The organism is Anaerovorax sp. IOR16 (assembly GCF_017168145.1).
Classification (GTDB): Bacteria; Bacillota; Clostridia; order Peptostreptococcales; family Anaerovoracaceae; genus IOR16.
Genome location: NZ_JADQTL010000009.1, coordinates 450,847 through 476,184 on the forward strand (window position 1 = coordinate 450,847; position 25,338 = coordinate 476,184).

Consider the following 25,338-nt stretch of genomic DNA (forward strand, 5'->3'; position numbering starts at 1 on the left):
TTGTATTTAAAAGAATAGTGGGGTCATAGCCCATATTGATATGCAGTCTTCTTCTTCAAAATTAACGTATTTATGGGGCAAATTACTGTCAAAGTAAATGCTGTCTCCTTCATGAAGAACATAATCTTCACCGTTCAGCTGTACCGTAAGTGTGCCAGCTAGAACAAAACCGCATTCCTCTCCTTCATGGGTTAAGTATTCTTTTTCATAGATTTGGCCGCCTTTTAAAGTAATCTTTACAAAATCAATTAGGTGATTGCTGTTATCCGGAGAAAGGAGTTGGTAAATCGCATTTCCTTTATTCATAATGATTTTTTTATGATCGTCTTTTCTAATAATAACACGGTCATTTTTTTTCTCGTCATCAAAAAAGTAACTGATGTTCGTATCCAACGCTTGTGCAATACGCCAAATGCTAACAACTGAGGGAACCACAAGTTCTCGTTCTATTTGGCTAATGAGTCCTGTGCTTACGTTAGATTTTTCGGAAAGCTGTAAAATACTCATCTTTTTTTGTTTTCTCAGACTTTTTACTTTATTACCGATATTAAACTGCATCGTACCACTCCTTTGGAAATTTTTTTCTTTATTCTATCATGTTTCAAGTCAGTGGACAACCAAAAGGAGAGAGTCATAGCTATAAAGCACCTTGACGGTGATGCATTCGCAGCCAGAATTTGCGTAATAAGTCCACAGGGATGACGAAAGATGACAAACCTATGGTTAACAGTAATTCTGTAGCGGTTAATGGGCATGTACGGAACCATTCTCCGCCAAAGAAAATAAAGAAAATCTGTAAGCAGGATATTAATGCCATAATGCCGATAAAACCTGGATTGTGTCCCAAATGTGCCGTTAAATTCAAACGGTGTGTCCGAGCATTGAAGCTATTAAAGATGCCGCAGAAAATAAACAAACAGAAAAAGGCAGTTAAAAAACGCAGTGGTGCGGTTTCATAATGAAAAAAGGTAGAAAACCAATTACATTTTAAAAAGAAAATACATAAAGCAATAGTGCACAGACCCATATAAAGAATTTGCCCAACCATATCTCGATTTAACACAGCCTCATCTCTCTTTTTTGGTGGTTCTTCCATGTATTCCTTAAGAGGCGGTTCTCCGGAGAACGCTAATCCTGCTAAGGTATCCATGATGATGTTAACCCAAAGCATTTGCGTAATGGTAATTGGTGTTTCAAACCCTAAAAATGGGCATAGAAGGGAGACCCCTACAGCACAAAGATTCATTGTAAGCTGAAAAACAATAAATTTTCGGATGCTTTTAAAGATTGTTCTGCCGTATAAGATGGCTTTGGCAATGGAGGTAAAGTTATTGTCCAAAATAACGATATCGCTCGCTTCTTTCGCGACTTCAGTACCGTCGCCCATTGCAAAACCAACATCCGCTTTTTTAAGAGCAGGTGCATCGTTGATTCCGTCACCTGTCATCCCAACGACCAGATTCATTTCATGAGCAACTCTTACCAAACGACTTTTATCGGTTGGCAATGCGCGTGCAATGACAGCCGTAGATGGCAATGCTTTTTTGAGCTGATCATCACTCATCTGCAATAAATCGGCACTGGTGAAGATTTGTTTATCGGATCCATTTAGTAATCCCACTTTACGAGCAATGGCGGATGCAGTCTCACGGTTATCGCCCGTCATCATGATTACTTGTATGCCAGCCGCTTGTACTTCTTTTACTGCACTAGGGACCTCAGGACGAATCGCGTCTGTAATGCTGACCAATGCAATCAATCTCAAACCAGAAACATGTTTCACGTTATTTAAATCTTCAAAATGAGTGATAAAATCAGAAAGAGGTGTTGTTGTTGCGGTAATTGCAAGAACACGATTTGCCTTTGAGGTCATAGATTCCCACGCTTTTTCTAAAACTTTACGATTGGTAAAATCAAGTAATCTACCTTCTGCGCTGTAATATTGGCTGCAAAGAGGCAGCAATCGTTCCGGTGCACCTTTCAGCAAAGTAATGCTTTCTTTTCCATGCAGCTGTACTGCAGAGAATTTTTGCGTACTGTTAAAAGGAAGAAAATCTACTTTTTTATATAAGGATAGAAAGCCGTCCATGTCATCTTCCAGAAATGGGTTTATGTATTCCAACAATGCACGGTCCGTTGCATTTCCTCCTATAGCTTTACCATCGGTTAATGCACTGCTGGTATTATAGAAACCAGAGAGGCAAAGAAACTGTCGGAAGTGTTGGGAACGATTTAATTTTTTGGAAAGAATCGTCCCGTCTCCTAAAATTAATTTGTTTACACTGAGCTTTCCTTCCGTCAGGGTACCTGTCTTATCCGTAAATAAAAGGTTTAAGCTTCCGGATGTTTCAATACCTACCAGCTTTCTTACCATTACTTGATCAGATAACATTCGTAACATATTGGAGGATAGGACAACGGTAATCATCATTGGCAGTCCTTCCGGAACAGCTACGACAACAACAGTAATAGCTAATGTTAATGCATGAAGGAGATATTCCGTAAATTCGTAAAGGGTTGGCAAGGAAATATCAAGAAGGGAAGTGAAGGGCTGCTGAGAAAGAACGATTTCACAGAACAAGTCGGAAACTGCAATTAATCCTGCTGCACAGTAACCTAATTTACTAATGCTTTTTGCCAGACCACCAAGCTTTACTTTTAAAGGACTGTCTCGTGTTTCATCTTGTACTTCCTGTGCCATATTCCCGTAAAAGGTCATATCACCTACGCGCAATGTTTGCATGACAGCTTCTCCGTCGCTGACAATGCTGCCACGGAATAGCTGATAGGGAGATAATAGATCCCAATTTTGAGGAGGAATAAAGGAAACTGAATTTGGACTGCTTGTTTTTGAAGCTTCTGATGTCTCACCATTTAATGCGGATTGGTCTATCTTTAATTGACCGGAAACGATAATGCCATCTGCCGGAATTTTTTCGCCTGCTTGCAATAAGATGTAGTCACCGACTACGACTTCATTGATGCTTATGGATTCTACGCTCCCTTCACGCATGACTCGGCATTGAATGCAATCTGCTTCCTGCATAAGCTTTAAAAAAGCAGCTTCACTTCCATATTCTGAAATAGTGGATACAAGAGTGGATAAAAACACGGCAATGGCAATCCCGCCTGCTTCCATCCAATTAGCATCACGAAAAAGAAAGACAACGTCAAGGGCCAAAGCAACCAATAGTATTTGTATAAGAGGATCACCAAAGCTGCTTAAATATTGCTTAAAAAAGCTATGACGTTTTTTAGGGGTAATTTCATTCGAGCCATGGTTTGCTCTGGAGAAAGCGACTTGCTTTCGATCAAGACCTGAAAAGGTTTTAAATTTTTTTGCGCTCATCGTATTTAACATGGTTTTTCTCCTTATTTGTTTCTCAATATCACTTTATGTACGAGCTCATTGGGTTATGCTGGTTTGTCCTAAAATAACGTTGTTTTTTCGATAGGAACCGTGCATAATAAAAGAAAGAATATAGATAGTCAGAGGGGTGGCGGCATGCAGAAAAAGCGGATACAAGAAATTTATAAGACAATAACAGAACGTCTGACTCGACGTGATTTTTTAAGAAAAACAAGGCTTACAAAAAAAGCAATGCAAAGTTTCTTGAAAGAAGAACATTGGAAACAGGCAATTAAAAATGTGATAGAAACACAAAGCCTTTCTTGCCGTAATATATTAGAAAATTTTAAACCCATCCTGCAACAACTATGTGATACAGAGCCAAGAATCGGGTGGTTTTCTTATATTTATCTATATCTAAGAAAGAATCTATTTCCGGAAAGTGTATCATTGGAAGAGAATAACAACTATGATATTTTAGTCTTTATTTATCTAGAAATACTTCGGATTTTTATTGAGTATGACCGTCAAGTTCGTGAATTTGATCCTCAAAAGGATTTTATTTTTTTAACCGAAGAAGAATTGTTAAGCAGCCATAATTCTGATGAATATCAACGTTTTAAAGATTGTTATGAAAAACAGTTTATCTATGAGATGATGTGTATCGGAAGAGAGGAAACAGATTTTGATTCCTTAGGGCATATTGCCGGGGTACATGCAATTGCCATGCATGTTGCAAGACAGATGGCAGAAGCGGGGATACCCATTGATTTGGCATTGGTTTCAGGGTCATCTGCCGGCCATGATATTGGAAAGTATGGCTGTAGAAGTGCAGAGATAAAAAGAATGCCTTATCTGCATTACTATTATACTGACCAATGGTTTAAAAATCATGATATGCCTGCCATTGGACATATTGCTACAAACCATTCCACTTGGGATTTAGAACTTGAGAATCTACCGGTCGAGTCCCTTGTATTAATTTATGCCGATTTCCGAGTAAAGAGCAATGGCAAGCGCAATGGCAGAGAGCATATTGAATTTTATTCATTGCGAGATTCTTTTCATATTATATTGAATAAGCTGGATAATGTAGATAATACCAAAAGAGATCGTTATCGCCACGTATATGCGAAGTTGGTTGATTTTCAAAGCTATATGCAAAACCTTGGAGTAAATACGGATCTCACAACTAGCGTTTTAGAACCTAGAATAAAAAAAGATGCAGTATTGATGGATTTGGAAGAAACGATTCAAAACTTAAAATACTTGGCTATAGACCATAATATTCAACTTATGAATAAATTAAGCAGCGAAGCATCTTTTGCAAGTATCGTCGAGTCTGCAAGGAGTGAAAAAAATTGGAAAAACAGCCGTGCTTATTTAAATATTTTTGAAGAATATTTCACTTATATGACTCAAAAACAAAAAATGATTACGTTGAATTTTCTTTATGAGCTGTTGATGCACCGTGAAGGTGACATCCGAAGACAAGCTGCCGATTTGATGGGGAATATCATTGTTCATTATGATGAAGAATATCGTAAAGAATTACCGGAGAACGTGACACGTGATGTAAACGAATTCACAGCATTTCAGCTTTGGGAGTATTATTTGGAGAAAATTATACTGCCAGATCATAAGGTGACGGAACAGCATAAGCGTTGGATTGGGTATGCATTAAAATTGGTTGTGGGTTCCGTACTTATGCGTTGCCAAAAGGGAGAAGAGACAGAGTATTTGGCAAGATTTTTAAAGTATTATGAAGATTGGAACCGAGAAGATTCCACAGCTTTCGTTTTAGTGGACTGTATGCTGCTGCTGCCTGTTTTTTTACTTTCTGAAAATCAAAGAGATTGTTTATTAAAATTTGTTCAGGAATTAGCTAAAAGAGATTCCGTTGAGCTTCATGTAGGTGTTTTACGTTTTTTAAACTATGTTACGGAGACGGTACAAAAAACACCGAAGGATGCAGACCGTATGATTTCCATTTTAAGAGTACTTCCCAAAGAACAATCGGTGAGCTTACAATTTCTGGCTGAGAGAATTATAAAAAACTGGGATTTGGATGAATCACTTTGGCCTTACAATAAAACTTTAATTTATGAAGATGCCGAGGTGGTTTCCGATATTTTTTTAGAGAATTTAAAAGCGGCAACCCCTTGGATTATAAAATCGGTTAATTTAGAATTGCTTTTAGACCGTGTTTTAGTGGATCATGAGACTTCTGTTTTGCATGTCGCGACACATCTTTCAAACTTAATAAAAGTAAGTGAGCGTGTTACGGTACGTCACAGTGCTGGAGAAGCACTTCTTAAAATTGCTCCGCTTTTAACCAGAGATCAAAGGAATGAAGTTGCAATAGAATTGACGAAAGGACTTGAAATCGGAGAATATCAATTTTCCAAATACATCCCACAATATTTGGGAGAATTTGTATTGTATTTGCATCCAAAGGAATTGGATGAATTTGTAAGAGACTTAAGACCATTGTTGATCAGTACTAATGAGAGAGTCGTTTGCGTAGCTCTAGATACCGTAGGGATTGTATTACAGAAATACAATAGCTATCGTACACGGTTTGTTGAGGAAAAGGGTGTCTTTGAAGAACGTAAAAAACAATTTTTAGGAATGCTGTTAAGCGGACTTTCTAATTATAGAAATTCTGTAAGTCAGGAGGCCTTTTTAGTCATTGGCCAATATTTGTTTGGAAAAGAATTATTATCACTGAAAGAAAAGAAAGAAATCTTTCAAGTGTTGTATAAAAAGCTGATAACATTAATTGAAGGAAGAGAGACAACGGAATTGGCATTTTTTAATAATGCGGCTTCCTTAAATCATATTTATCGTTTTATCAATGATTACTTGTTTTATTATACAAGATTTGATATTAGAGAACCCTATAAGGTGGCATTTTTTCCAGGAACATTCGATCCATTTTCTTTGGGGCATAAGGGTATTGCAAGAGAGATTCGTGATATGGGTTTTGTTGTCTATCTTGCTTTGGACGAATTTTCATGGTCAAAAAAGACACAGCCTCGAATGATACGACGTCAGATTATGAGTATGTCCATAGCCAATGAAGAAAATATTTATCTGTTCCCAGATGACATTCCGGTAAACATTGCTAATCCGGAGGATTTGCGCCGCTTAAAGGACTTATTTTTTGCTAAAGAAATTTATATGGTGGCGGGAAGCGATGTAGTAGAAAATGCTTCTTCTTATAAACTCAAACCGGTTGAGGATTCCATACAAACCTTTCACCATATTTTGTTTTTGAGAAGCAGCCAAGTAGAAGAGGAAGAGACTCTGGGAATGGATTCTCCAGAGCAGAAAATATTAGGTAATTTAATTCAGTTAAAATTACCGATGCACTTAGAAGATATTAGTTCAACTCGCATTCGAGAAAACATTGATTTGAATCGAGATATATCTAATTTAATTGATCCTGTGGCTCAGAATTATATTTATGAAAATAGTTTGTATTTAAGAGAATCACAATATAAGGAAGTCATACAGATTAAAAATATGAGAGCTGTTGTTAAAGAACGAATTGACTCGGAATTACTTTCAGAATTACAAAAATGTATGATAGATGAAAGCAGAAAGTATGAATTTTTCAATACTCTAAAACAGAAGAAATCAAAATTATTGATTCTTAGAGATGAAATTTCTAATAATAAGATTGTTGGTGCAGTTGCATTTCGTCAGGTTGGAACCAGTGAGTTATACGGAGAATTTAAAAGTACAAAAGTGGCCAATTATATTCGCGAAAATACATCTGGAAAAATTATTCTAATTACTGCTGTTTATGAAAATCCAAACTGCTTGGAAAAGGAGCTGGCTCAAATCTTATTGACTGAAACACTTGCTTATGCATTGAAAAGAGATTTTACTTATGCAGTGTTTAGTCCAAGTCAATGTTTTTCAATCATAAAATACAGCAACGTTTTAGAACGGCAAGGTTTTTATTCTTTAAAAGAAAATGACACCGATCGTATGATTTATGTTGTTGACATGAAAATGCCGCTGACACTATTTAAGAATGTTGAAACCGTGATAAAAGAGCCGTTTCGTCACAATCAACGAGTTTTGGATGCCATTAATCGCTCCCATGAACGATTACAGAGAGTTCTTACAACGCTTTATCCGGGTAGTTTAGTGCTCTCATTTAATGCTGAATTTATGCATAATAAAATTGTTGACTTAATTACAGCAGCAAATGGTGTTCCAAGTGAACCATTGGCGGTAAGAAAATTAGGTAAAAATATGTGTGTTCCCTTTGGTAAGATATTAAAAGGAATGATTGTACCAAATACCGTTTCGAAGTCTTTGCATACAGAAAAGACATTTGATTCACAGATAAAAAAATTTAATATTACGGAGTATCCAAATTATTCTCCTTTGGTAAATCAGATTCGTACAATAAAATCGTTTAATCGTCCAGTGATTCTAGTTGATGATATATTGCATAAGGGATATCGAATTCGAAAATTAGATCCTATTTTTAAGCAGGAAAATGTGGAGATTGATCGTATTATTGTAGGGATATTATCAGGGCGTGGCAAGGATTTGATGGCAATTCAAAACCGGAAGGTTGAAAGTGCTTACTTTCTGCCATCTATGCATTCATGGTTTGTCGAATCCAGCATCTATCCGTTTTTAGGAGGCGACACCGTTGAACGAGAAGAAAAAATGCAAGCCAATCTTTTGAATTCTGTGAATTTAATTTTACCGTACGTTGCACCGAGTTTTTTGATGGATGCATCAAAAGCAACTATTTATGATTTTTCAATGACTTGTCTTGAAAATGCAAGAGAAATCATGCAGGTTTTAGAAGAAGAATATCAAATGGAATTTGAACGTAAATTAACACTGAATCGGTTGAGTGAAGTCATTGTTTCCCCTTGCTGTCCAGATAAGGGAGGATGCCTAAGCTATGATTATCATTTACGGCCGTCTGTTTATATTTCAAATGATATTGAAAAATTAATTCGATTGAGGAATTTTATTGAATAGAGAAGAGGGAACTATGGAATATTTTGAAATCGGTAAATATGGATTTTTTGCAGAAAAGAGAGATTTAAAAAAATCAAAAGCTCGCTTTGCTGTAACACATGAAGCAATGTTATTTAACCAAGAAGGTTTATTTTGGCTCAATCAAGATATGCTCGATGTTGCTTATAAGAAGTATGAAATTCAAGAACTAGAATCATTGAGAAAAGGGGAAACTGAAAAGGATTGGATAAAAGAAAAAATACAGAATGGATTGTTGGGTTTTGTCAATTTATCCCGTCAAAGCAAAGAAAGATGGATGGAAGAAATTGAGAAAGAAATAGAAGATGCTGTAGAAAAACCATTGAAAAAACTGAAAGTTAGCGTATTGGCATTAGGCGATGTGGGTGGCACTCTATTAACAGCACTAAAACTTTTAGGTGGCGATGTTATTGACCAAATAGGAATTTGGGATATCAATCCATCGGTATGTAAAAGATGGGAATATGAGATGAATCAAACTGCTTATCCTTGGCAATATGATATCCTTCCTTCCGTAAATATCCTTGAAGAGAAAGAACTTTTTGACTGTGATATATTTATTTTTTGTGCATCTAAGGGAATACCGCCGGTAGGATCAAAGGAGACCGATGTACGTATGGCACAGTTTCATGCCAATCGCGAAATTATAAGAAAATATGCAAAAATGGCTAGAATAAAGTCATTTCGCGGTCGTTTTGCAGTGGTGTCAGATCCTGTCGATCCACTTTGCAGAGAAGCATTTTTCGCTTCCAATGAGGCAGAGGATGGTAACTTTGATGGAAAAGGATTAAGACCTGAACAGATACAAGGCTATGGACTTGGCGTTATGAACAGCCGTGCTGCATATTATGCAAAAAAAGATGATCAATATGCTTCCTTTCTAACAGAGGGAAGGGCCTTCGGACCGCATGGGAATGATTTGGTAATTGCAAACAGCATTAAAAATTATGACGATCTTCTTTCAAAAAATCTGACTAAGCTAGCGGTAGAGGCTAATTTAAAAACAAGGGAGGAAGGCTTTAAGCCATACATTGCACCTGCATTATCTTCTGCAGCCATTTCAATTTTATTGACTTTACGCGGAGAATGGCATTATAGTTCTAATTTTTTAGGTGGAATTTTTATGGGATGTAAAAATAAATTGAGCAGAATTGGACTTGAAATGGAAGCGTTGTCTTTACCGGAAGCCTTATATGGACGCTTGGAAAAAGCGTATCGTGGACTGGAGGAGATACAATGACGGAGATAAGAAAAGACGAAAGAAAAAATCAGGAAAATAAAATGTTATATGTTATTCAGCCAATCTGTCCGGAGCCGACTAAAACAAAGCGCTTAGATGAGGTTTTAGAATTTGCTTTGGAAGGGATTCCCTATAAAAAAATCACTTCTATAGAAGACTTTAAAAATTTACAAGGGAAACGATTGCTGTTTGCGGTAACCTTAGGGGAGTCCGGTATTAATTTAGAATACTATCATTATCTGAAAGAAATGCGGCTTCATGCAGATTTGCTAACAAATTGCGTAGGCGGTTTAATTTTGGATGGAAACAGCGAGTTATATACAAAGTCCGTCGCCAGAGAACTTGTTTTTGCAGCAAATCAAGCAGGCTGTACGTTTCCGGGGAGACCCTTGGTAGAGGGAACTAGGGTTTTATATAATTTTAAAGTGCAAGCAAAAAATTTAAATACAGATTGTTTTTCTGCTTATTTAGAAGCAAGTCGGATTTTAGTGCATGAAATTATAGATTATAGAAAAAATTCTGTAAAAAAACCGAATTTGCTGGTTCTTCATGCAAGCAATTTTAAAACGTCAAATACTATGACGTTATGGAACATGGTAAATGAAAAATTAAAGGATTGTTCCATACATGAGATATCTTTACGAAATGGAACCATTCAGGATTGTGCAGGATGTCCGTATACTATGTGTATGCATTATAGTGAAGACAGCAATTGCTATTATGGGGGAGTGATTGTGGAGCAAGTATATCCGGCAATATTGGATTGCGATGGTCTGATTATGCTCTGCCCAAATTACAACGACGCGGTTAGTGCAAATCTTTCGGCTAGTATAAATCGTTTAACGGCACTCTTTCGCAAGCAACGATTTTATGATAAGAGCCTGTTTGCAGTAATTGTTTCTGGCTATAGTGGCGGAGACATTGTTGCACAGCAGTTAATTGGTGCCTTAAATATGAATAAGAGTTTTGCATTGCCATCAAAATTTTGTATGATTGAAACTGCAAATGATCCGGGAAGCATTTTACAGGTAAATGGAATTGCAGATAGAACAGAAAGATTTGCACAGCATATTCGTCAGTGTCTAAGCGCAAAATAAACTCAGGAGAAAACATGTCAAAAAAGAGAGAAACAATAGAAAATAAGAATAATCAGGAAGAGAAGGAAACACTTGCAGAAATTGTCGAACCTTTGCTACGATGGTATGATGGAAATCGTCGAATATTGCCTTGGAGAGAGGAACCTTCTCCTTATCGCGTTTGGGTATCAGAAATTATGCTGCAGCAAACAAGAGTGGAAGCGGGCAGAGATTATTTTGAACGTTTTGTTAAGATCCTTCCCAACATAGAATCGCTGGCTAATGTAAGAGATGAGCAGCTGATGAAACTGTGGGAAGGATTGGGTTATTATAACAGAGCACGAAATTTAAAAAAAGCTGCCGGCATTATCATGGAGCAATTCTCCGGAGAAATGCCGTCAACGTACATAGGATTATTGGAATTGCCAGGGATTGGCCCCTATACGGCAGGGGCGATTGCATCAATCGCGTTTGGAGAAGCTGTACCAGCGGTAGATGGTAACGTTTTAAGAGTCATTGCTCGAATTATAGCAGATTATGGAGACATTACTTCTTCTTTAATAAAGAAAAGCACAGAAGCAAAGTTAAAAAAGATTTTACCAATAAATCGGACTGGGGACTTTAATCAAGCATTGATGGAATTAGGTGCTTTGGTTTGTATTCCAAACGGAGCGCCAAAATGCTCGGATTGTCCGGTAAGCCATCTTTGCATTGCTTTTCAAAATAATTTAATTGGAGAGCTGCCGGTAAAGAAACAGAAAAAGCCGCGTAAACTGGAAGAAAAAACAATGTTAATTCTTAAAAAGGATCATGCAATGGCTTTGCGAAAAAGACCAAAAACAGGACTTTTGGCAGGACTTTTTGAACTACCTAGTTTATCGGGATTTTTAAGTGAAAGTGAAATTGCATTTTGTCTAAGTAAGCAGGGCTTTGCATACACTACTATTAGACCCTTAGGAGATGCAAAACATATTTTCTCTCATGTAGAATGGCGTATGCAAGGATATGAGATTGAAATTACAGAGTTACCTACTAAAATAACAAAGAGTAGACAAGATTTTTGTGTAGAAGAATCCGCTGTAAATTTAGATTGTAAGGAGGAATTCGGGGACCTTATTTGGGTAAAGGGGGAAGCATTGCAAGAGGAAGTAGCGATACCTTCGGCATTCAAACCTTATGCACACGCATTTCCAAAAGCGAAAAAAGGAGGAGAGTAATGGCAGAGGAAAAGGATATAAAGGAAACTTTAGATGTTATGGAAAAAGCCAAGAGAAAGCTTTTGGTTGAAAAACAACATAGTTATTTTTTTGAAGGCAATACCTTACCGATGGAATTTAGAAGAAAGCAGTTGCTTAAGTTAAAGCAAGCTTTGCAGGTATATGAGCCTAGAATTATGGAAGCTTTGAAGAAAGATTTAGGAAAATCAGCGTTTGAAAGCTATGAAACAGAACTTGGAATGGTACTTTCTGAATTGAATTTTGCTTTATTAAATTTAAAAAAATGGACGAAAAAGAAAAATACGAAAACACCATGGGTTCATTTTCCATCAAAAAGTGCCATGTATCAAGAACCATTGGGAGTCGTGTTGATTCTTTCTCCTTGGAATTATCCATTGCAGTTATCACTAGCGCCACTTGTTTCTTGTATTGCGGCAGGTAATTGTGCTGTATTAAAGCCATCGCATTCCGCACCGCATACGACAGCGATTATGGAAGAAATGATTTCGACTTATTTCGCGCCCGAATACATAGCGGTAATAAGCGGCGAAACCGAAATCAGTCAGGAGTTGCTAAAGCTAAAGTTTGATTATATCTTTTTTACAGGAAGTCCGGCTGTCGGAAAAATTGTAATGAAGGCTGCATCGAAGCATCTTACACCGGTTACTTTAGAACTTGGAGGCAAGAGCCCTTGCATTGTAGATGGTACTGCGAATATTGAAATTGCTGCCAGAAGAATTGTATGGGGAAAATTTTTAAATGCAGGGCAGACTTGTGTAGCACCTGACTATGTTTTGGTCGATGAAAGTGTAAAGGAACGTTTAGTTGATCGTATGATTCAGTATATTTTAGCTTTTTATGGTACAAAACCATTAAAAAGCAAGGATTTACCACATATCATAAATGAAAAGCATTTTAACCGTCTTTGCGGGCTTTTAGAAGGGCAGAATATTCGTTATGGAGGTAAATTTGATGCGGAAATCCGAAAGATAGAGCCTACTATCCTAACAGAGGTAAAAGAAAACAGTGCTGTTATGCAAGAAGAAATATTTGGGCCACTGCTTCCAATTCTTACGTATAATAAACTTGAGAATGCCATTGACTTTATAAAAAAACGGGAAAAACCATTGGCATTGTATTTATTTACAAACAGTCAAAAAAATGAAAGAAAAATATTGCAGAAGGTATCATTTGGAGGCGGATGCATCAATGATACCATCGTTCATTTGGCAAACCCTCATTTAAGCTTTGGTGGTGTTGGGCAAAGCGGTATGGGTGCTTACCATGGGAAAAAAGGGTTTGAAACATTTTCCCATGAAAAAAGCATATTAAAAAAACACGTTGGGATTGATATACCGTTACGTTATCCGCCTTATATGGGAAAGTTAGGTTTGCTTCATTTACTATTGAAATAATATTTTATTCAGCAAAAAAAAGAGCAGAGTGGATTGAGAAGCTTAGATTAAGTTTCTGCATCTACTCTGTTTTTCTTATTGCAACATTCACAGCTTATAATAATTTTATAAAATACTGCACTAAAAGTGAAACAGCTGCAACCATAAACCAACAGCTCAGCCCTAAAGAAATGGGTCGAAGGCCATTCGTAAGAAGCTTTCGGATGTTGGTATTAAGTCCAATTGCTACCATAGCCATAACAATGATAAATTTACCTAGAACGACAAAGCCTTCTGAAATTTGCACTGGAATGTCTGCAAAGGTATTGAAAATTGCTGTTGCAATAAAACCCAATACAAACCACGGAAAGACATTTGTGATAGAAAAACTGGAATGGTCGCAATCCGTTTTTCTTTTTTTAGAGGTGTAAATTGCGAGGACCATTGTAATTGGAACGATCATCAATGTTCGTGTCAGTTTAACAATAGTGGCAAAGGATAATGCGGTATTGTTTCCGACAGAGTTGCTCCAAGATAAGCCCGCAGCAACCACCGAAGAGGTATCGTTGATTGCAGTACCTGCCCACATCCCGAATCCGGTATCGGAAAGTGAAAGTGCATGACCGAGTGCAGGAAACAGAAATACTGCAGCAATGTTAAATAAGAAGATTGTAGAAATGGCTTGTGTAATTTCTTCTTCATTTGCACCGATAACCGGAGCGGTTGCCGCAATGGCAGAACCACCGCAAATACAAGTTCCAACGCCGATTAAAGTCGTTGTATTGCCGTCAAGATTTAGAAATTTACCTACAAAATATGCAGTCAAAAAGCAAGTTGTCAAAGTAAATAGGATAACCAATAAAGATTGGCTTCCTACACGTAAAACATGAAATAAATTCATTTCAAAACCAAGCAGGATAATGGAGTATTGAAGTAATTTTTTAGAGGTATATTTTACGCCGGTTTCAAAAAATATAGGTAATTTGATAAAACCAATTACTATACCAATAAGAATACCGAAAACGGGTCCTCCAACAATAGGGAAATAATGTCCCAAAAACCAAGCAGGCATTGCTAAGATAAGACAAAGAATAATTCCTGGAATTCGATTTTTCATAAAAACTCCTTTACTAGAACTAAATGTTTATAATATTACAATTTGATGTTAAGCGCGCTACTAGTTGATTTTAGCAAATTAATAGTATAAAATAAAATTATATATTATTATAAATATATAAATTTATTTTATAGAGGAAACTATGCTTGATTTTCGATTGAAAACTTTACTTGCAGTTTGCAATGAAGGTAGTTATACAAAAGCGGCAGAGGTGTTACATATTACACAACCTGCAGTTACGCAGCATATTCGTTATTTAGAAAAGCATTATGGGACAAAGTTGTTTGTCTATAAAGATCGATCCATGCAACTTACTTATGATGGAGAACGCTTGAAAAATTATGTTGCGACTATGGAGGCAGGTATAAAAAAGATTGAATTGCTTATGACATCTGAAAAGGGAAGCTGTGAGCCAATTGCATTTGGAGCAACGCTAACCATTGGAGAGTATGCAATGCCGTTTATCATTGCTCGATTGCTGAAGAAAAATCCTCGATTACATCTTACAATGGAGGTTAAAAATACAGAAGTACTGCTCGAAATGCTTGAGAAAGGAAACATAGAGTTTGCTTTTTTAGAAGGATATTTTGATCGATCTCGTTATGACAGTCTTCTGTTTTCAAAAGAAGATTTTATTGCAGTATGTGCACCGGAAAATCCATTAGTAAAGTCTTTCGTTACACTGGAAACTCTTTTTTCGGAACGATTGATTCTTCGTGAGAAGGGATCTGGCTCGAGAGATATCCTCGAGCAGGTATTGCATGAGCATAATCATAATGTCAAAGAGTTTTCTTCAATCCTCGAGTTAGGAACAATCCGTGGGATTAAACAGATGGTTCATGATAATTTGGGGATTACCTTTGTTTATCGTAAGGCGGTAAAAAAGGAATTGGAGGAAGGAACTTTAAAGGAAATAAAAATAATGGACGTTAATATTTCAAGGGAGTTCAATTTTGTGTATTTAAAAAATGACATCCATGAAGAAGAACATCGTAATTGGTTTTTAAGGTTTTATGAAGAAAAGGAGAAGTTGGTTTTATGAAAAAACATGCAATCATACCTATTTTTATTCCCCATAAGGGTTGTCCGAATGATTGCGTTTTTTGTAATCAGAAAAAAATAACAGCAAAGCAAAAACCTTTTGAAATAGGTGAGATTGAAAAACGAATTGAAGAATATTTACCAACTTTGCAAAATAGGGAGTTAGAGGTTATTGAGGTTGCTTTTTTCGGAGGGAGCTTTACGGGGATTCCAATGGAAGAGCAAAGGGAATACCTTAGCATAGCAAAAAGATATAAAGATGCAGGAGAAATTCATAAAATTCATCTTTCGACAAGGCCGGATTATATAAATAAAGAAATTTTAGACTTACTGAAAGAATTTACAGTAGACGTCATTGAGCTGGGTGTTCAATCCTTTGATCCTGAGGTTTTATGTCTTTCTAATCGAGGCCATACCCGCGAAATTGTATATTCTGCATGTAAAATGATTCAGGATTACGGATTTGAACTTGGCATTCAGCTAATGATTGGACTACCCGGTGATAGCTATGAGAAGTGTATGGAATCTGTAGCAGAAACGATTAAAATAGGCCCGTCGCTTGCAAGACTTTATCCAACTGTGATTTTAAAGGATACCGAACTTTTTGAACGGTTTCAGAAGGGTACATTTAAGCCGTTTTCAAGTGAAGAGATGCTGCGTACAACGAAAGATATGTATCGAAAGTTACGCCAAAATAATATCACCATATTAAGAGTTGGATTAAAAAGTACGGAGATTATCAGCGAAAGCGGTGATACCGTTGCTGGGACTTATCACCCAGCCTTTCGGCAATTGGTTGAAGGAGAACTTGCTAAGGAAGAGTTGGAAAGGCAGCTATTTCTTTGGTTAAAAAATCAAAATGAGGCAGAAAACCTTTTAAAGAATGAAAAAATGGGTAAAAGGAAAAAAACAGTCGTTACTTTTTTATGCGAAGGCACAAGCTTTTCCAATATGATAGGTAATTGTCGATGTAACAAATATTATTTTGAAGAAAAATATCCTCAGTTATCTTTTCGTTTCAAAACGGATTCATCACTTGAGGAAGGAAAATATTTTCTAAAAAATTTGTGAAAAATTCAAAAAATTACGTGCGTTCGATAAAAATTTAAAGTATAATGGTCTCGTTTGTGACATAAAAAAGCAAAAACAGAGTTTTAAGGGAAGGAATATATAGATGGTAAACATCGGAAATGATTGGGATGAGGTATTAAAAGGAGAATTTGATAAACCATATTATCAGGAATTACGTAAATTTTTAATTAATGAATATCAAAGTCGAGGCGTTTATCCATCGATGTATGATATTTTTAATGCATTAAAACATACAGCATATGCAGATACTAAGGTTGTGATATTAGGACAAGACCCCTATCATGGTCCTGGACAAGCACATGGTATGTGCTTTTCTGTAAAAAAAGGAGTACCAAAACCACCTTCCTTAGTTAATATATTTAAAGAATTGGAATCAGATTTAGGCATGAAACCGCCATCACATGGAAATTTGGAAAGCTGGGCTGATCAAGGAGTTCTATTGCTCAATACCGTTTTAACGGTGAGAGCTGGAGAAGCCAATTCTCATAAAGGAAAAGGCTGGGAAACCTTTACTGATCAAGTTATTTCATTATTAAATGAGCGTGAAAAGCCGATGGTATTTATGCTTTGGGGAGCAAATGCGAAATCAAAACGCAGTCTAATACATAATGATCGTCATTTGATTTTAACAGCGGCACATCCAAGTCCACTGTCAGCTTACAATGGATGGTGGGGTTGTTCACATTTTTCTAAGGCCAATGATTTTTTAAAGGATGGGGGGGATTACATAAACTGGGTTATTGAAGATTAAAATCAGTATGAAAAACAAAAGAAAAAGGGAGAGAGAATAATGTTAGGATGGATTATTTTAGCGATTGTAATCGGTATAATCGCAATATGGCTTGTTGCAGGGTACAATGGTTTTATTACCATGAGGAATCGCATCGAAGAAGCATTTGCCACAATGGATGTCTATCTGAAAAAAAGATATGACTTAATACCTAATTTGGTGGAAACCGTAAAGGGATATGCCGCTCACGAACAGGGAACGTTAGAGAAAGTTGTAGCTGCCCGGAATATGGCAGCATCAGCGAATTCGATGGAAGAAAAGTTAAAGGGAGAAACGCAGCTGCAAGCGACATTAAAAAGTCTATTTGCTGTAGCAGAAGCGTATCCGGATTTAAAAGCTAATACAAATTTTATGGATTTACAACGTCAACTTCAAAAATTAGAAGATGAAATTGCCAGTGCCAGAAAATATTATAATGCGGTCGTAAAAGAGTTTAATACAAAGACAGAGCTGTTTCCAAGTAATTTGATAGCGGGGATATTTCATTTTACAAGAAAAACAATGTTTGAGGTAGACGATCAAGCGCAGAGGGATGCAGTAAAAGTTCAATTTTAAATAGAGCAGGGGATTTGATAAAGGGAAAGAGGATTATTATGAAAGGGTTATTAAAAAACACAATTGTTTTTTTTGTTGGATTGGTTTTCATTGCCTTGCCGCTTACCGTTTATGGTGCAAGCTTTGAGACCGAACAATATGATGTTAGTCTTGATGTAAAAGAGAATAATTCCTTCTATGTAGAGGAAGACATCACTGTTAATTTTACATCACCAAGCCATGGAATCTATCGTTATATACCGAAAACAGGCACGATAGATTACCAACGAAATGGAGAAGCGGTAACAAAACATTATAAATTAAAAATTAAGGATATTGAAACGCCGGGATTTGAAAATGAAATCAGTTATGAAAATAATAACATAGTTATACGCGTTGGAGATCCTGATATTACGTTAAGCGGTCCAGTAAGTTATAAACTGCGTTATCAAGTGATAGGGCATGAGGATGGAGATGCTTACCTTGATCAGCTTTATTGGGGGTTGCTGCAGGGAGAGTGGGAGACATCCATAAAAAATGCAGATTTTACAATAAAAATGCCAAAGAATTTTGATCAATCCAATGTAGAGTTTATTTCAGGAGCCTATGGCAGTAACGATATATCACGTGTTGAATGGAGCGTAGAGGGAAATAATCTTAAAGGCTCGATTAACCGAGAATTATTGAAGGGAGAAGGTGTAACTCTTCGTATTGTTTTGCCCGAAGGTTATTTTGTAGGAGAAAGGAATAACGACTGGATGGGCGTTGCCATGTATATTTTAATTATACTTGCAGCGGTTATAAGTATCCTTTTATGGTGGTTTTTTGGAAAAGATCAGAAAGTAGTGAAGACGGTAGAATTTTATCCACCGGAGGGAGTCACACCGGGAGAAATCGGCTACATATTGGATGGAGTCGTCGATAATAATGATGTCGTGTCTATGATTCTTCATTTTGCCAATGAAGGATATCTAGAGATAATTGAAGAAGAGACAGACAACTTCCGACTGGTTAAGAAAAAGGACTTGCCTGAATCGGCAGAAACCTATGAACACACCTTGTTTCGAGGCATATTTACCGACAGAGATTCAGTAAATATGGAGGAATTAAAGAAAGATTTCTATGCAGCTTTCCAAGCGAGCAAGAGTCAATTAAAAGGAAAATTTACCAAGAAAAGAGGAAATCTTGTATTTACAAGAACCTCCATATTTGCTCAAATCATAACTGCATTGGTCTTAATGAATCCTTTATTATCCATTGCAATTTTAGGAGTGGGGTATCGGTATCTTTCTTTTGGATATACACTGATGTTTTTGCCTGCAGTCGCATTAACACTAGCTGGTTATGCTACAATGCGAAGTATGTATGAGCGGAAGGACAACACACGAAAACGCTTTAAGGTTGGAATGAGTGTTGCGACCATTTTCCTTAGCGGCTTTGGTTTGGGTATTTTTATTGTAGAAAGTATCTTTATTTTAAACTTACCGTTTGCAAGTGTATTGGCGGCACTTTCTACGTTTGTTTGTATGATTTGTGCAGTTGCAATGAAGCGACGAACAAAGTACAGCGTAGAGATTATGGGTAAAATATTGGGATTTAAGGAGTTTATTCGTACCGCGGAGCTACATCGAATTAAAACATTAGCTGAGGAAAATCCGAAATATTTTTATCATGTGTTGCCGTATGCGTACGTTTTTGGATTAACGGATATCTGGGCTAAGAAATTTGAAACGATCGCCCTGGCACCGCCTGAATGGTACCAATCCAGTTATAACGGTAATTTATTTACTAGCTATGTCTTTTTACATTCCTTTCATCATTATACAAATGCCATGCAAAACAGCATCGTAATTCCTTCTTCTGGAAATGTAGGAACGATTGGCGGCGGCGGTTTTACTTCCGGCGGCGGCTTTTCAGGAGGTGGAATGAGTAGCGGTGGAGGAGGAAGCTGGTAATATTAAATTGGTGACTTCAAACAAATAATTCATAAAAATTGTATACATATAGACAATTTTTATACAATTTCGTTAACAGTAATATATTGCATTTTTGTATACAACTATCGTAAAATATAAAGGTAAGAAACTGTTCGTTTCTGCGCGTTTTTTTTGACGTCGTGGAAACGAATCGTTTTTTGGAATGCTTATTGGAATTTTTTGAGAGATGAGAGAAAAGAAAGGACGGAAAACATGAAAAGAAATAAAATAACGGCTTATTTATTAGTTATGATGATGGTTGTTCTTACTTTGGCTGGTTGCGGTGGCGCTGCAAATGATGATAATGCAGGAAATGACGCAAAGAAATTCGTGATTGGTACCGATACAACATTTGCTCCTTTTGAATTTGAAGATGAAAATGGTAATTTTGTTGGAATCGATATGGATCTATTAAAAGCCATTTCTGAAGATCAGGGGTTTGAATACGAACTTCAGGTATTAGGCTTCAATGCAGCAGTTCAGGCTTTGGAAGCTGGTCAGGTTGATGGCGTTATTGCAGGTATGAGTATCACTGACGAACGTAAACAGAAATTTGATTTTTCCGATGCGTACTTTGATTCTGGTGTAGTAATGGGTATTGCTGCTACGGATGATACTACAAAGAGTTATGATGATTTAAAGGGTAAAAAAGTTGCTGTTAAAATCGGTACAGAGGGCGCAACCTTTGCAGAATCGATCCAGGATCAGTATGGATTTGAGACCGTATCTTTCGAAGACTCTTCCTTTATGTATGAAGACGTAAAGGCTGGAAATTCTGTTGCTTGTTTTGAAGATTATCCAGTGCTTGGTTATGGCGTAGCACAAGGAAACGGATTAAAGATTATAACAGAAAAGAACAGGGTTCTTCTTATGGATTTGCTGTACAAAAGGATAAGAATACAGACCTTATCGAGATGTTTAACGCTGGATTGAAGAATTTAAAAGACAGCGGAAAATATCAAGAAATTTTAGATACTTATATTCAGGAATAAAAAACAGAGGAGTAATCGATGAATGCATTTAACGTAGTTTATGAAGCCCTGCCAAAGCTATTGATTGGCATGAAGCTGACCATACAAATTACTTTCATCGGATTAATTTTTGCAATAATAATCGGATTGGTTGCTTGCTTGATGAATATTTCAAAGAGCAGCATATTAAAAGCAATTGCAAGTACCTATATTTATATTATTCGAGGAACGCCGCTTTTGGTTCAGTTGTTCTTCTTATATTTTGGAATTGCAAAATCGCTTCCGTTTAATTCTGATGCAATATCAGTAGGAACAGTAGCAATCAGCTTAAATGCCGGTGCATATATTGCAGAAATTTTCCGTGGCAGCATCCAATCTATCAGTAAAGGGCAGATGGAGGCTGCGAGAAGCTTAGGTCTTCCTTATAGCAAAGCGATGATAAAGGTTATTTTGCCGCAGGCATTTCGGATGTCAATTCCGGCACTGACCAATCAAGTTATCATTTCTTTAAAGGATGTATCCTTAATTTCTGCTATTGGAGTTGCAGAAATTTTCCAAGTAGGGAAAATTATTGTAGCTCGCAATATGGAGTCGACTATCATTTGGGCTACGGTAGGTGTCATTTATCTGATAGTGGTTGCAATTATTACGAAGTTGTCAAGAATTCTGGAGAGGAGGATGTTCCATGACCAAAGTGCAAGTAAAAAATCTACATAAGGGATTTGGCTCTTTGGAGGTATTAAAGGGCATCGACCTCGAAGTGAAGAATCGTGAGGTTGTTTGTGTTATTGGACCTTCCGGATCGGGAAAGAGTACATTTTTACGTTGTATTAATGCCTTAGAGGAACCGACAAGCGGAACAATTATTGTAGATGACCTTGAGATTACCGACAAACATCAAAACATCAATAAAATTAGAGAAAACATCGGGATGGTGTTTCAACAGTTTAACTTGTTCCCGCATATGTCCGTAAAGAAAAACATTATGATGGCTCCTTTGGATCGTAAAAAGATGAACAAAGAACAAGCGGAGTCAAAGGCAAAGAGATTGTTGGATGCAGTTGGTTTGTCCGAAAAAGCGGATGAATATCCTGCGAATCTTTCGGGAGGACAACAGCAGCGTGTGGCAATTGCAAGAGCTTTAGCGATGGAACCGGATGTGATGCTTTTCGATGAGCCAACCAGTGCGTTGGATCCGGAGATGGTCGGAGAAGTATTAAATGTTATGAAGAAGCTTGCGGAAGATGGTATGACTATGATTGTAGTTACTCATGAAATGGGTTTTGCAAGAGAAGTTGCGGATCGAGTTGTATTTATGGATAACGGGGTTATCGTAGAGCAGGGAACTCCGGATGAAATATTTGGTGCACCGAAAAACGACCGTATGAAAGCTTTTTTGGAAAAGGTTTTATAAAGGATATCAAAGATGAAAAAGATCAGATGGTTTCATTACATCTGATCTTTTGTTATAATATAAAATAAATAAGTATCAACTAATAAATAATTAAAGTAAACCGCAACGAGTGAAATGAGGAAAAGTATGCTGACTGTAAAAGAAATTCTGCATTATACCTTTATGGATTCTTTAGAATTAGCTGCCGGACAAGGCGGGCTTGGAAATCAGGTTTATAATGTAGGTATTTTAGAATATGAACCACCGACTGATTTAGCAAAATATTTTTTTAAAGGAGACTTGGTGGTCACCACATTATTCGCTGCAAAGAATGACCCAGAGTTAGCAAATCGATTTTTACAGGGTTTAATAGAAATTGGCGTTGCCGCAATCGCAATTAAAAAAATATTTTTTCATAAATTATCGAATTCCACAATTCAAATTGCTAATCAGAAGAATATTCCCATTTTCTTCTATGGTGAAACCGTTTACACGGAAGAAATTATCAGTGCAATTAAAGAGGACATTCAAATAAAATCTTGCTATTGGAAGCATGAAGAGAAATTAAGTTCTATTTTAAAAGGAGATAAGACACAACAGGAAATTTCTGATTTTTTATATTGTGTAAATCCTAATTTTAAAGATTGGATTCAATCTGTTTATCTTTGCAAAAAAAACTTAAAGGATGATACTTTTTTATTATCACTTGCAGAAACATTGCATATGCGAAATTATAAGTTAATGACCGATCCTTCCAGTGCTTTTATTAAATATGGTGAAGGAATTTTATTTTTATTGAGTCATAATACGAAAGATGCTATGGATGCCAGTACATTTTTAGAAGAATTGGGAATTAACTTAAAACAGTTTTATGTTGGCGTAGGGATATGCAAAGACAAATCGAGGGAATTTACAGCAGCAGTTGAAAGTAGTCTGTATGTAGAAAAAATTTGTGAATTATGGGATCAATCAATTCTTTTTTATGATCAAATTGGAATTTATAAATGGCTTCTGCCGATTCGAGAAGAGAGTGATATGATGATTCAATATCATAAGTTTATTGGCTTAATTTTAGATTATGATACTGAAAAAAAATCAAATTTAGTGGAAACAGCAGTCCATTATATTAATAATGCGGGTGATATCGGCAAAACGGCAATTGTAATGCATCAACATCCAAATACCATTCGTTATCGATTGCAGAAGCTTCGGCAAGTTCTGAATTTTAGAGAAGAAGATAGGGATGGATTTTATGAACAATTGTATTTAGCAATTAAATTATATGAATATTTGAAAATCAATTGTTAAACACTACAAAAAACTTAAAAAACTATTAGAATTAATACAAAACCTCTTTTTTTTCATGATGATACAATGAAAAAAAGGAGGTTTTGTTCTTTTAATCATTGGGGGTAATGCAGGTGAAAGTATTTTAAAAAAAAATTAATTGCAATGTAATATTGTAAGGCTAGAATGGAGGAGCGTATGGAAACATGTATTGATTATGGATTTTTAAGTGTTATTCCACCTATATTAACAATTGTATTGGCATTTCTTACAAGACAAGTACTTTTGTCTTTATTGATTGGTACGTTTGTTGGAGCAACTATAATGCAAGGTTTTAATCCAATTTACGGATTTATGGATACCTTTCAAGTATATATTAGCGATGCAATGACAAATGCCGGACATGCTGCAATCATAGCATTTACTCTAACTTTAGGAGGTATGGTAACGTTAGTTGCTAAGATGGGAGGGACTCAGGCAATTGCGAACAAGCTTGCTAAAAAAGCAAAAAATGCACGGGGAGCTCAATTGATTACAACGTTATTAGGGTGTCTGGTTTTCTTTGATGATTATGCGAATATATTAGTCGTAGGTCCTACAATGCGGCCGTTAACTGACCGTTTGGGAGTTTCTAGAGAAAAATTAGCTTATATTGTACATACGACAGCCGGGATTGTTGCAGGTATTGCAGTATTAACAACGTGGATTGGTATGGAAATGGGACTGGTAACGGATGCATTTTTTGCAGAAGGCTATGAAATAAATGCATTTGCGATTATTATAAAAAATATTCCATATATGTTTTATAATATTTTTGCAATTGTAATATCCTTTGCTGTTGCATTTTTGATGCGTGATTTCGGACCAATGTATAAAGCAGAAAGTAGAACGAGAAGTACCGGAAAGCTTTTTGAAGACGATGCACATATAAGTATGGGAGACGAAAAAGAAGAGCAACCAAATGGTAAAATTTATTATGCGATTTTACCTATTTTAACGATGGTTTGTGTTATTTTCTTTGGAATTTGGTATGCTGGTTATCAGGGACTAGAAGGTGTAATTGATCCGTTTTCACTGGAAGGTTTTCGAACTTGCTTCGGAAATGCGGATCCAATGCCAGTTACGGTTTGGGCAGCAGTACTCTCAAGTATTGTAGCAGCGATCATTGCAAGATTTAAAATTGGAATGAAGATGAGCGAAATTTATGCAACATGGCTAAAAGGTGCGGCAGGGTTATTTGAAGCAATGATGATTTTAACGGTAGCCTGGGCAGTAGGCGGCGTAATTAATAACATGGGAACTGCTGATTATTTAATACATATTATGTCTTCCAATATTCAAGGAGGCTTTATTCCTGCAATTGTATTTGTTATTTCCTGTTTAATTTCTTTCAGTACAGGAACATCATGGGGAACAATGCCAATTATTTTCCCGCTTGCAATTCCATTAGCAATTGCATATGCAGAGGATCCGATCAATTCACCGCTAGTGATTGCAACAATAGCAGCTGCTTTGTCCGGATGTATTTTTGGAGATCAAACATCCCCAATTTCTGATTCTAGTATTTTATCCTCTTCAACTTCAGGGTGTGATATTTTACATCATGTGAGAACGCAAATACCATATGCACTTGTTCCGGCAGTTTGTGCAATCATAGGTTATTTATTAGTTGGATTCCTTCATTTAAAAGCGTTTGTATTACTCCCAATCGGCATTTTAGGAATTGCACTGTTTGTTCGATTTGTAGGTAAAAGGACGGATGCAGAAGCATTTAAATAAAATCAATCATTAAAGATAAAATGGACTCAATAAGAGTCCATTTCA

Annotated in this window: 18 protein-coding genes; 15 read left to right on the forward strand and 3 right to left on the reverse strand. The window is 36.5% G+C overall.

The features are described 5' to 3' along the window. Positions 1–6: 6 nt before the first annotated feature. Positions 7–558 (reverse strand): helix-turn-helix domain-containing protein, encoded by a 552-nt coding sequence (locus I2490_RS05715; RefSeq protein WP_206458811.1) that lies wholly within the window; start codon positions 556–558, stop codon positions 7–9. A 79-nt stretch (positions 559–637) separates the two neighbouring features. Continuing rightward, entirely contained in the window at positions 638–3,361 is a 2,724-nt protein-coding gene (locus I2490_RS05720; RefSeq protein ID WP_206458812.1) for a calcium-translocating P-type ATPase, PMCA-type, read from the reverse strand. 144 nt (positions 3,362–3,505) lie between these two features. On the opposite strand from I2490_RS05720, the gene I2490_RS05725 reads away from it, so the two are divergent. The 5 genes from I2490_RS05725 to I2490_RS05745 are packed head-to-tail and all read left to right on the forward strand — an operon-like array spanning position 3,506 to position 13,334. Then, the gene (locus I2490_RS05725) at positions 3,506–8,368 is read left to right on the forward strand and encodes a nicotinate-nicotinamide nucleotide adenylyltransferase (protein WP_206458813.1); all 4,863 of its coding nucleotides are present in this window, start codon (positions 3,506–3,508) and stop codon (positions 8,366–8,368) included. 13 nt (positions 8,369–8,381) lie between these two features. Then, positions 8,382–9,626, forward strand: coding sequence for a lactate dehydrogenase (locus I2490_RS05730; protein WP_245157094.1), 1,245 nt, complete (start codon positions 8,382–8,384; stop codon positions 9,624–9,626). After that, positions 9,623–10,723, forward strand: coding sequence for a flavodoxin family protein (locus I2490_RS05735; RefSeq protein ID WP_245157095.1), 1,101 nt, complete (start codon positions 9,623–9,625; stop codon positions 10,721–10,723). Before I2490_RS05730 ends, I2490_RS05735 begins: the two co-directional genes overlap by 4 nt. Before the next feature lie 14 nt (positions 10,724–10,737). Then, the gene (gene mutY, locus I2490_RS05740) at positions 10,738–11,919 is read left to right on the forward strand and encodes an A/G-specific adenine glycosylase (RefSeq protein WP_206458814.1); all 1,182 of its coding nucleotides are present in this window, start codon (positions 10,738–10,740) and stop codon (positions 11,917–11,919) included. Then, positions 11,919–13,334 carry an aldehyde dehydrogenase gene (locus tag I2490_RS05745; RefSeq protein WP_245157096.1) on the forward strand — a complete coding sequence of 472 codons (1,416 nt, stop codon included), beginning with the start codon at positions 11,919–11,921 and terminating at the stop codon, positions 13,332–13,334. The genes mutY and I2490_RS05745 overlap by 1 nt, the downstream gene beginning before the upstream one ends. 94 nt (positions 13,335–13,428) lie before the next feature. Here I2490_RS05745 and I2490_RS05750 read toward each other — a convergent pair whose 3' ends face one another. Then, positions 13,429–14,430, reverse strand: a complete 1,002-nt coding sequence (locus I2490_RS05750; RefSeq protein WP_206458815.1) for a YeiH family protein — start codon at positions 14,428–14,430, stop codon at positions 13,429–13,431. 142 nt (positions 14,431–14,572) lie between these two features. Here I2490_RS05750 and I2490_RS05755 point away from each other — a divergent pair, with 142 nt between their 5' ends. From I2490_RS05755 to I2490_RS05800, 10 genes are all read left to right on the forward strand, one after another. Beyond that, complete coding sequence (locus tag I2490_RS05755) at positions 14,573–15,472, forward strand: LysR family transcriptional regulator (RefSeq protein WP_206458816.1); 900 nt, start codon at positions 14,573–14,575, stop codon at positions 15,470–15,472. Further along, positions 15,469–16,542, forward strand: a complete 1,074-nt coding sequence (locus I2490_RS05760; protein ID WP_206458817.1) for an elongator complex protein 3 — start codon at positions 15,469–15,471, stop codon at positions 16,540–16,542. The genes I2490_RS05755 and I2490_RS05760 overlap by 4 nt, the downstream gene beginning before the upstream one ends. 103 nt (positions 16,543–16,645) lie before the next feature. Continuing rightward, positions 16,646–17,314 carry a uracil-DNA glycosylase gene (locus I2490_RS05765; RefSeq protein WP_206458818.1) on the forward strand — a complete coding sequence of 223 codons (669 nt, stop codon included), beginning with the start codon at positions 16,646–16,648 and terminating at the stop codon, positions 17,312–17,314. A gap of 39 nt (positions 17,315–17,353) precedes the next feature. Further along, positions 17,354–17,908 (forward strand): LemA family protein, encoded by a 555-nt coding sequence (locus I2490_RS05770; protein ID WP_206458819.1) that lies wholly within the window; start codon positions 17,354–17,356, stop codon positions 17,906–17,908. A 38-nt stretch (positions 17,909–17,946) separates the two neighbouring features. Continuing rightward, positions 17,947–19,842 (forward strand): DUF2207 domain-containing protein, encoded by a 1,896-nt coding sequence (locus tag I2490_RS05775; protein WP_206458820.1) that lies wholly within the window; start codon positions 17,947–17,949, stop codon positions 19,840–19,842. A 234-nt stretch (positions 19,843–20,076) separates the two neighbouring features. Continuing rightward, positions 20,077–20,796, forward strand: a complete 720-nt coding sequence (locus I2490_RS05780; protein WP_330634583.1) for a transporter substrate-binding domain-containing protein — start codon at positions 20,077–20,079, stop codon at positions 20,794–20,796. Positions 20,797–20,873: 77 nt separating this feature from the next. Continuing rightward, on the forward strand, positions 20,874–21,551 hold the full coding sequence (locus I2490_RS05785; RefSeq protein WP_206458821.1) for an amino acid ABC transporter permease: 678 nt from the start codon (positions 20,874–20,876) through the stop codon (positions 21,549–21,551). After that, positions 21,520–22,248, forward strand: a complete 729-nt coding sequence (locus tag I2490_RS05790) for an amino acid ABC transporter ATP-binding protein (protein WP_206458822.1) — start codon at positions 21,520–21,522, stop codon at positions 22,246–22,248. The genes I2490_RS05785 and I2490_RS05790 overlap by 32 nt, the downstream gene beginning before the upstream one ends. A gap of 126 nt (positions 22,249–22,374) precedes the next feature. Beyond that, positions 22,375–23,535, forward strand: coding sequence for a PucR family transcriptional regulator (locus tag I2490_RS05795; protein WP_206458823.1), 1,161 nt, complete (start codon positions 22,375–22,377; stop codon positions 23,533–23,535). A gap of 177 nt (positions 23,536–23,712) precedes the next feature. Further along, positions 23,713–25,293, forward strand: coding sequence for a Na+/H+ antiporter NhaC family protein (locus I2490_RS05800; protein ID WP_206458824.1), 1,581 nt, complete (start codon positions 23,713–23,715; stop codon positions 25,291–25,293). Positions 25,294–25,338 lie beyond the last annotated feature (45 nt).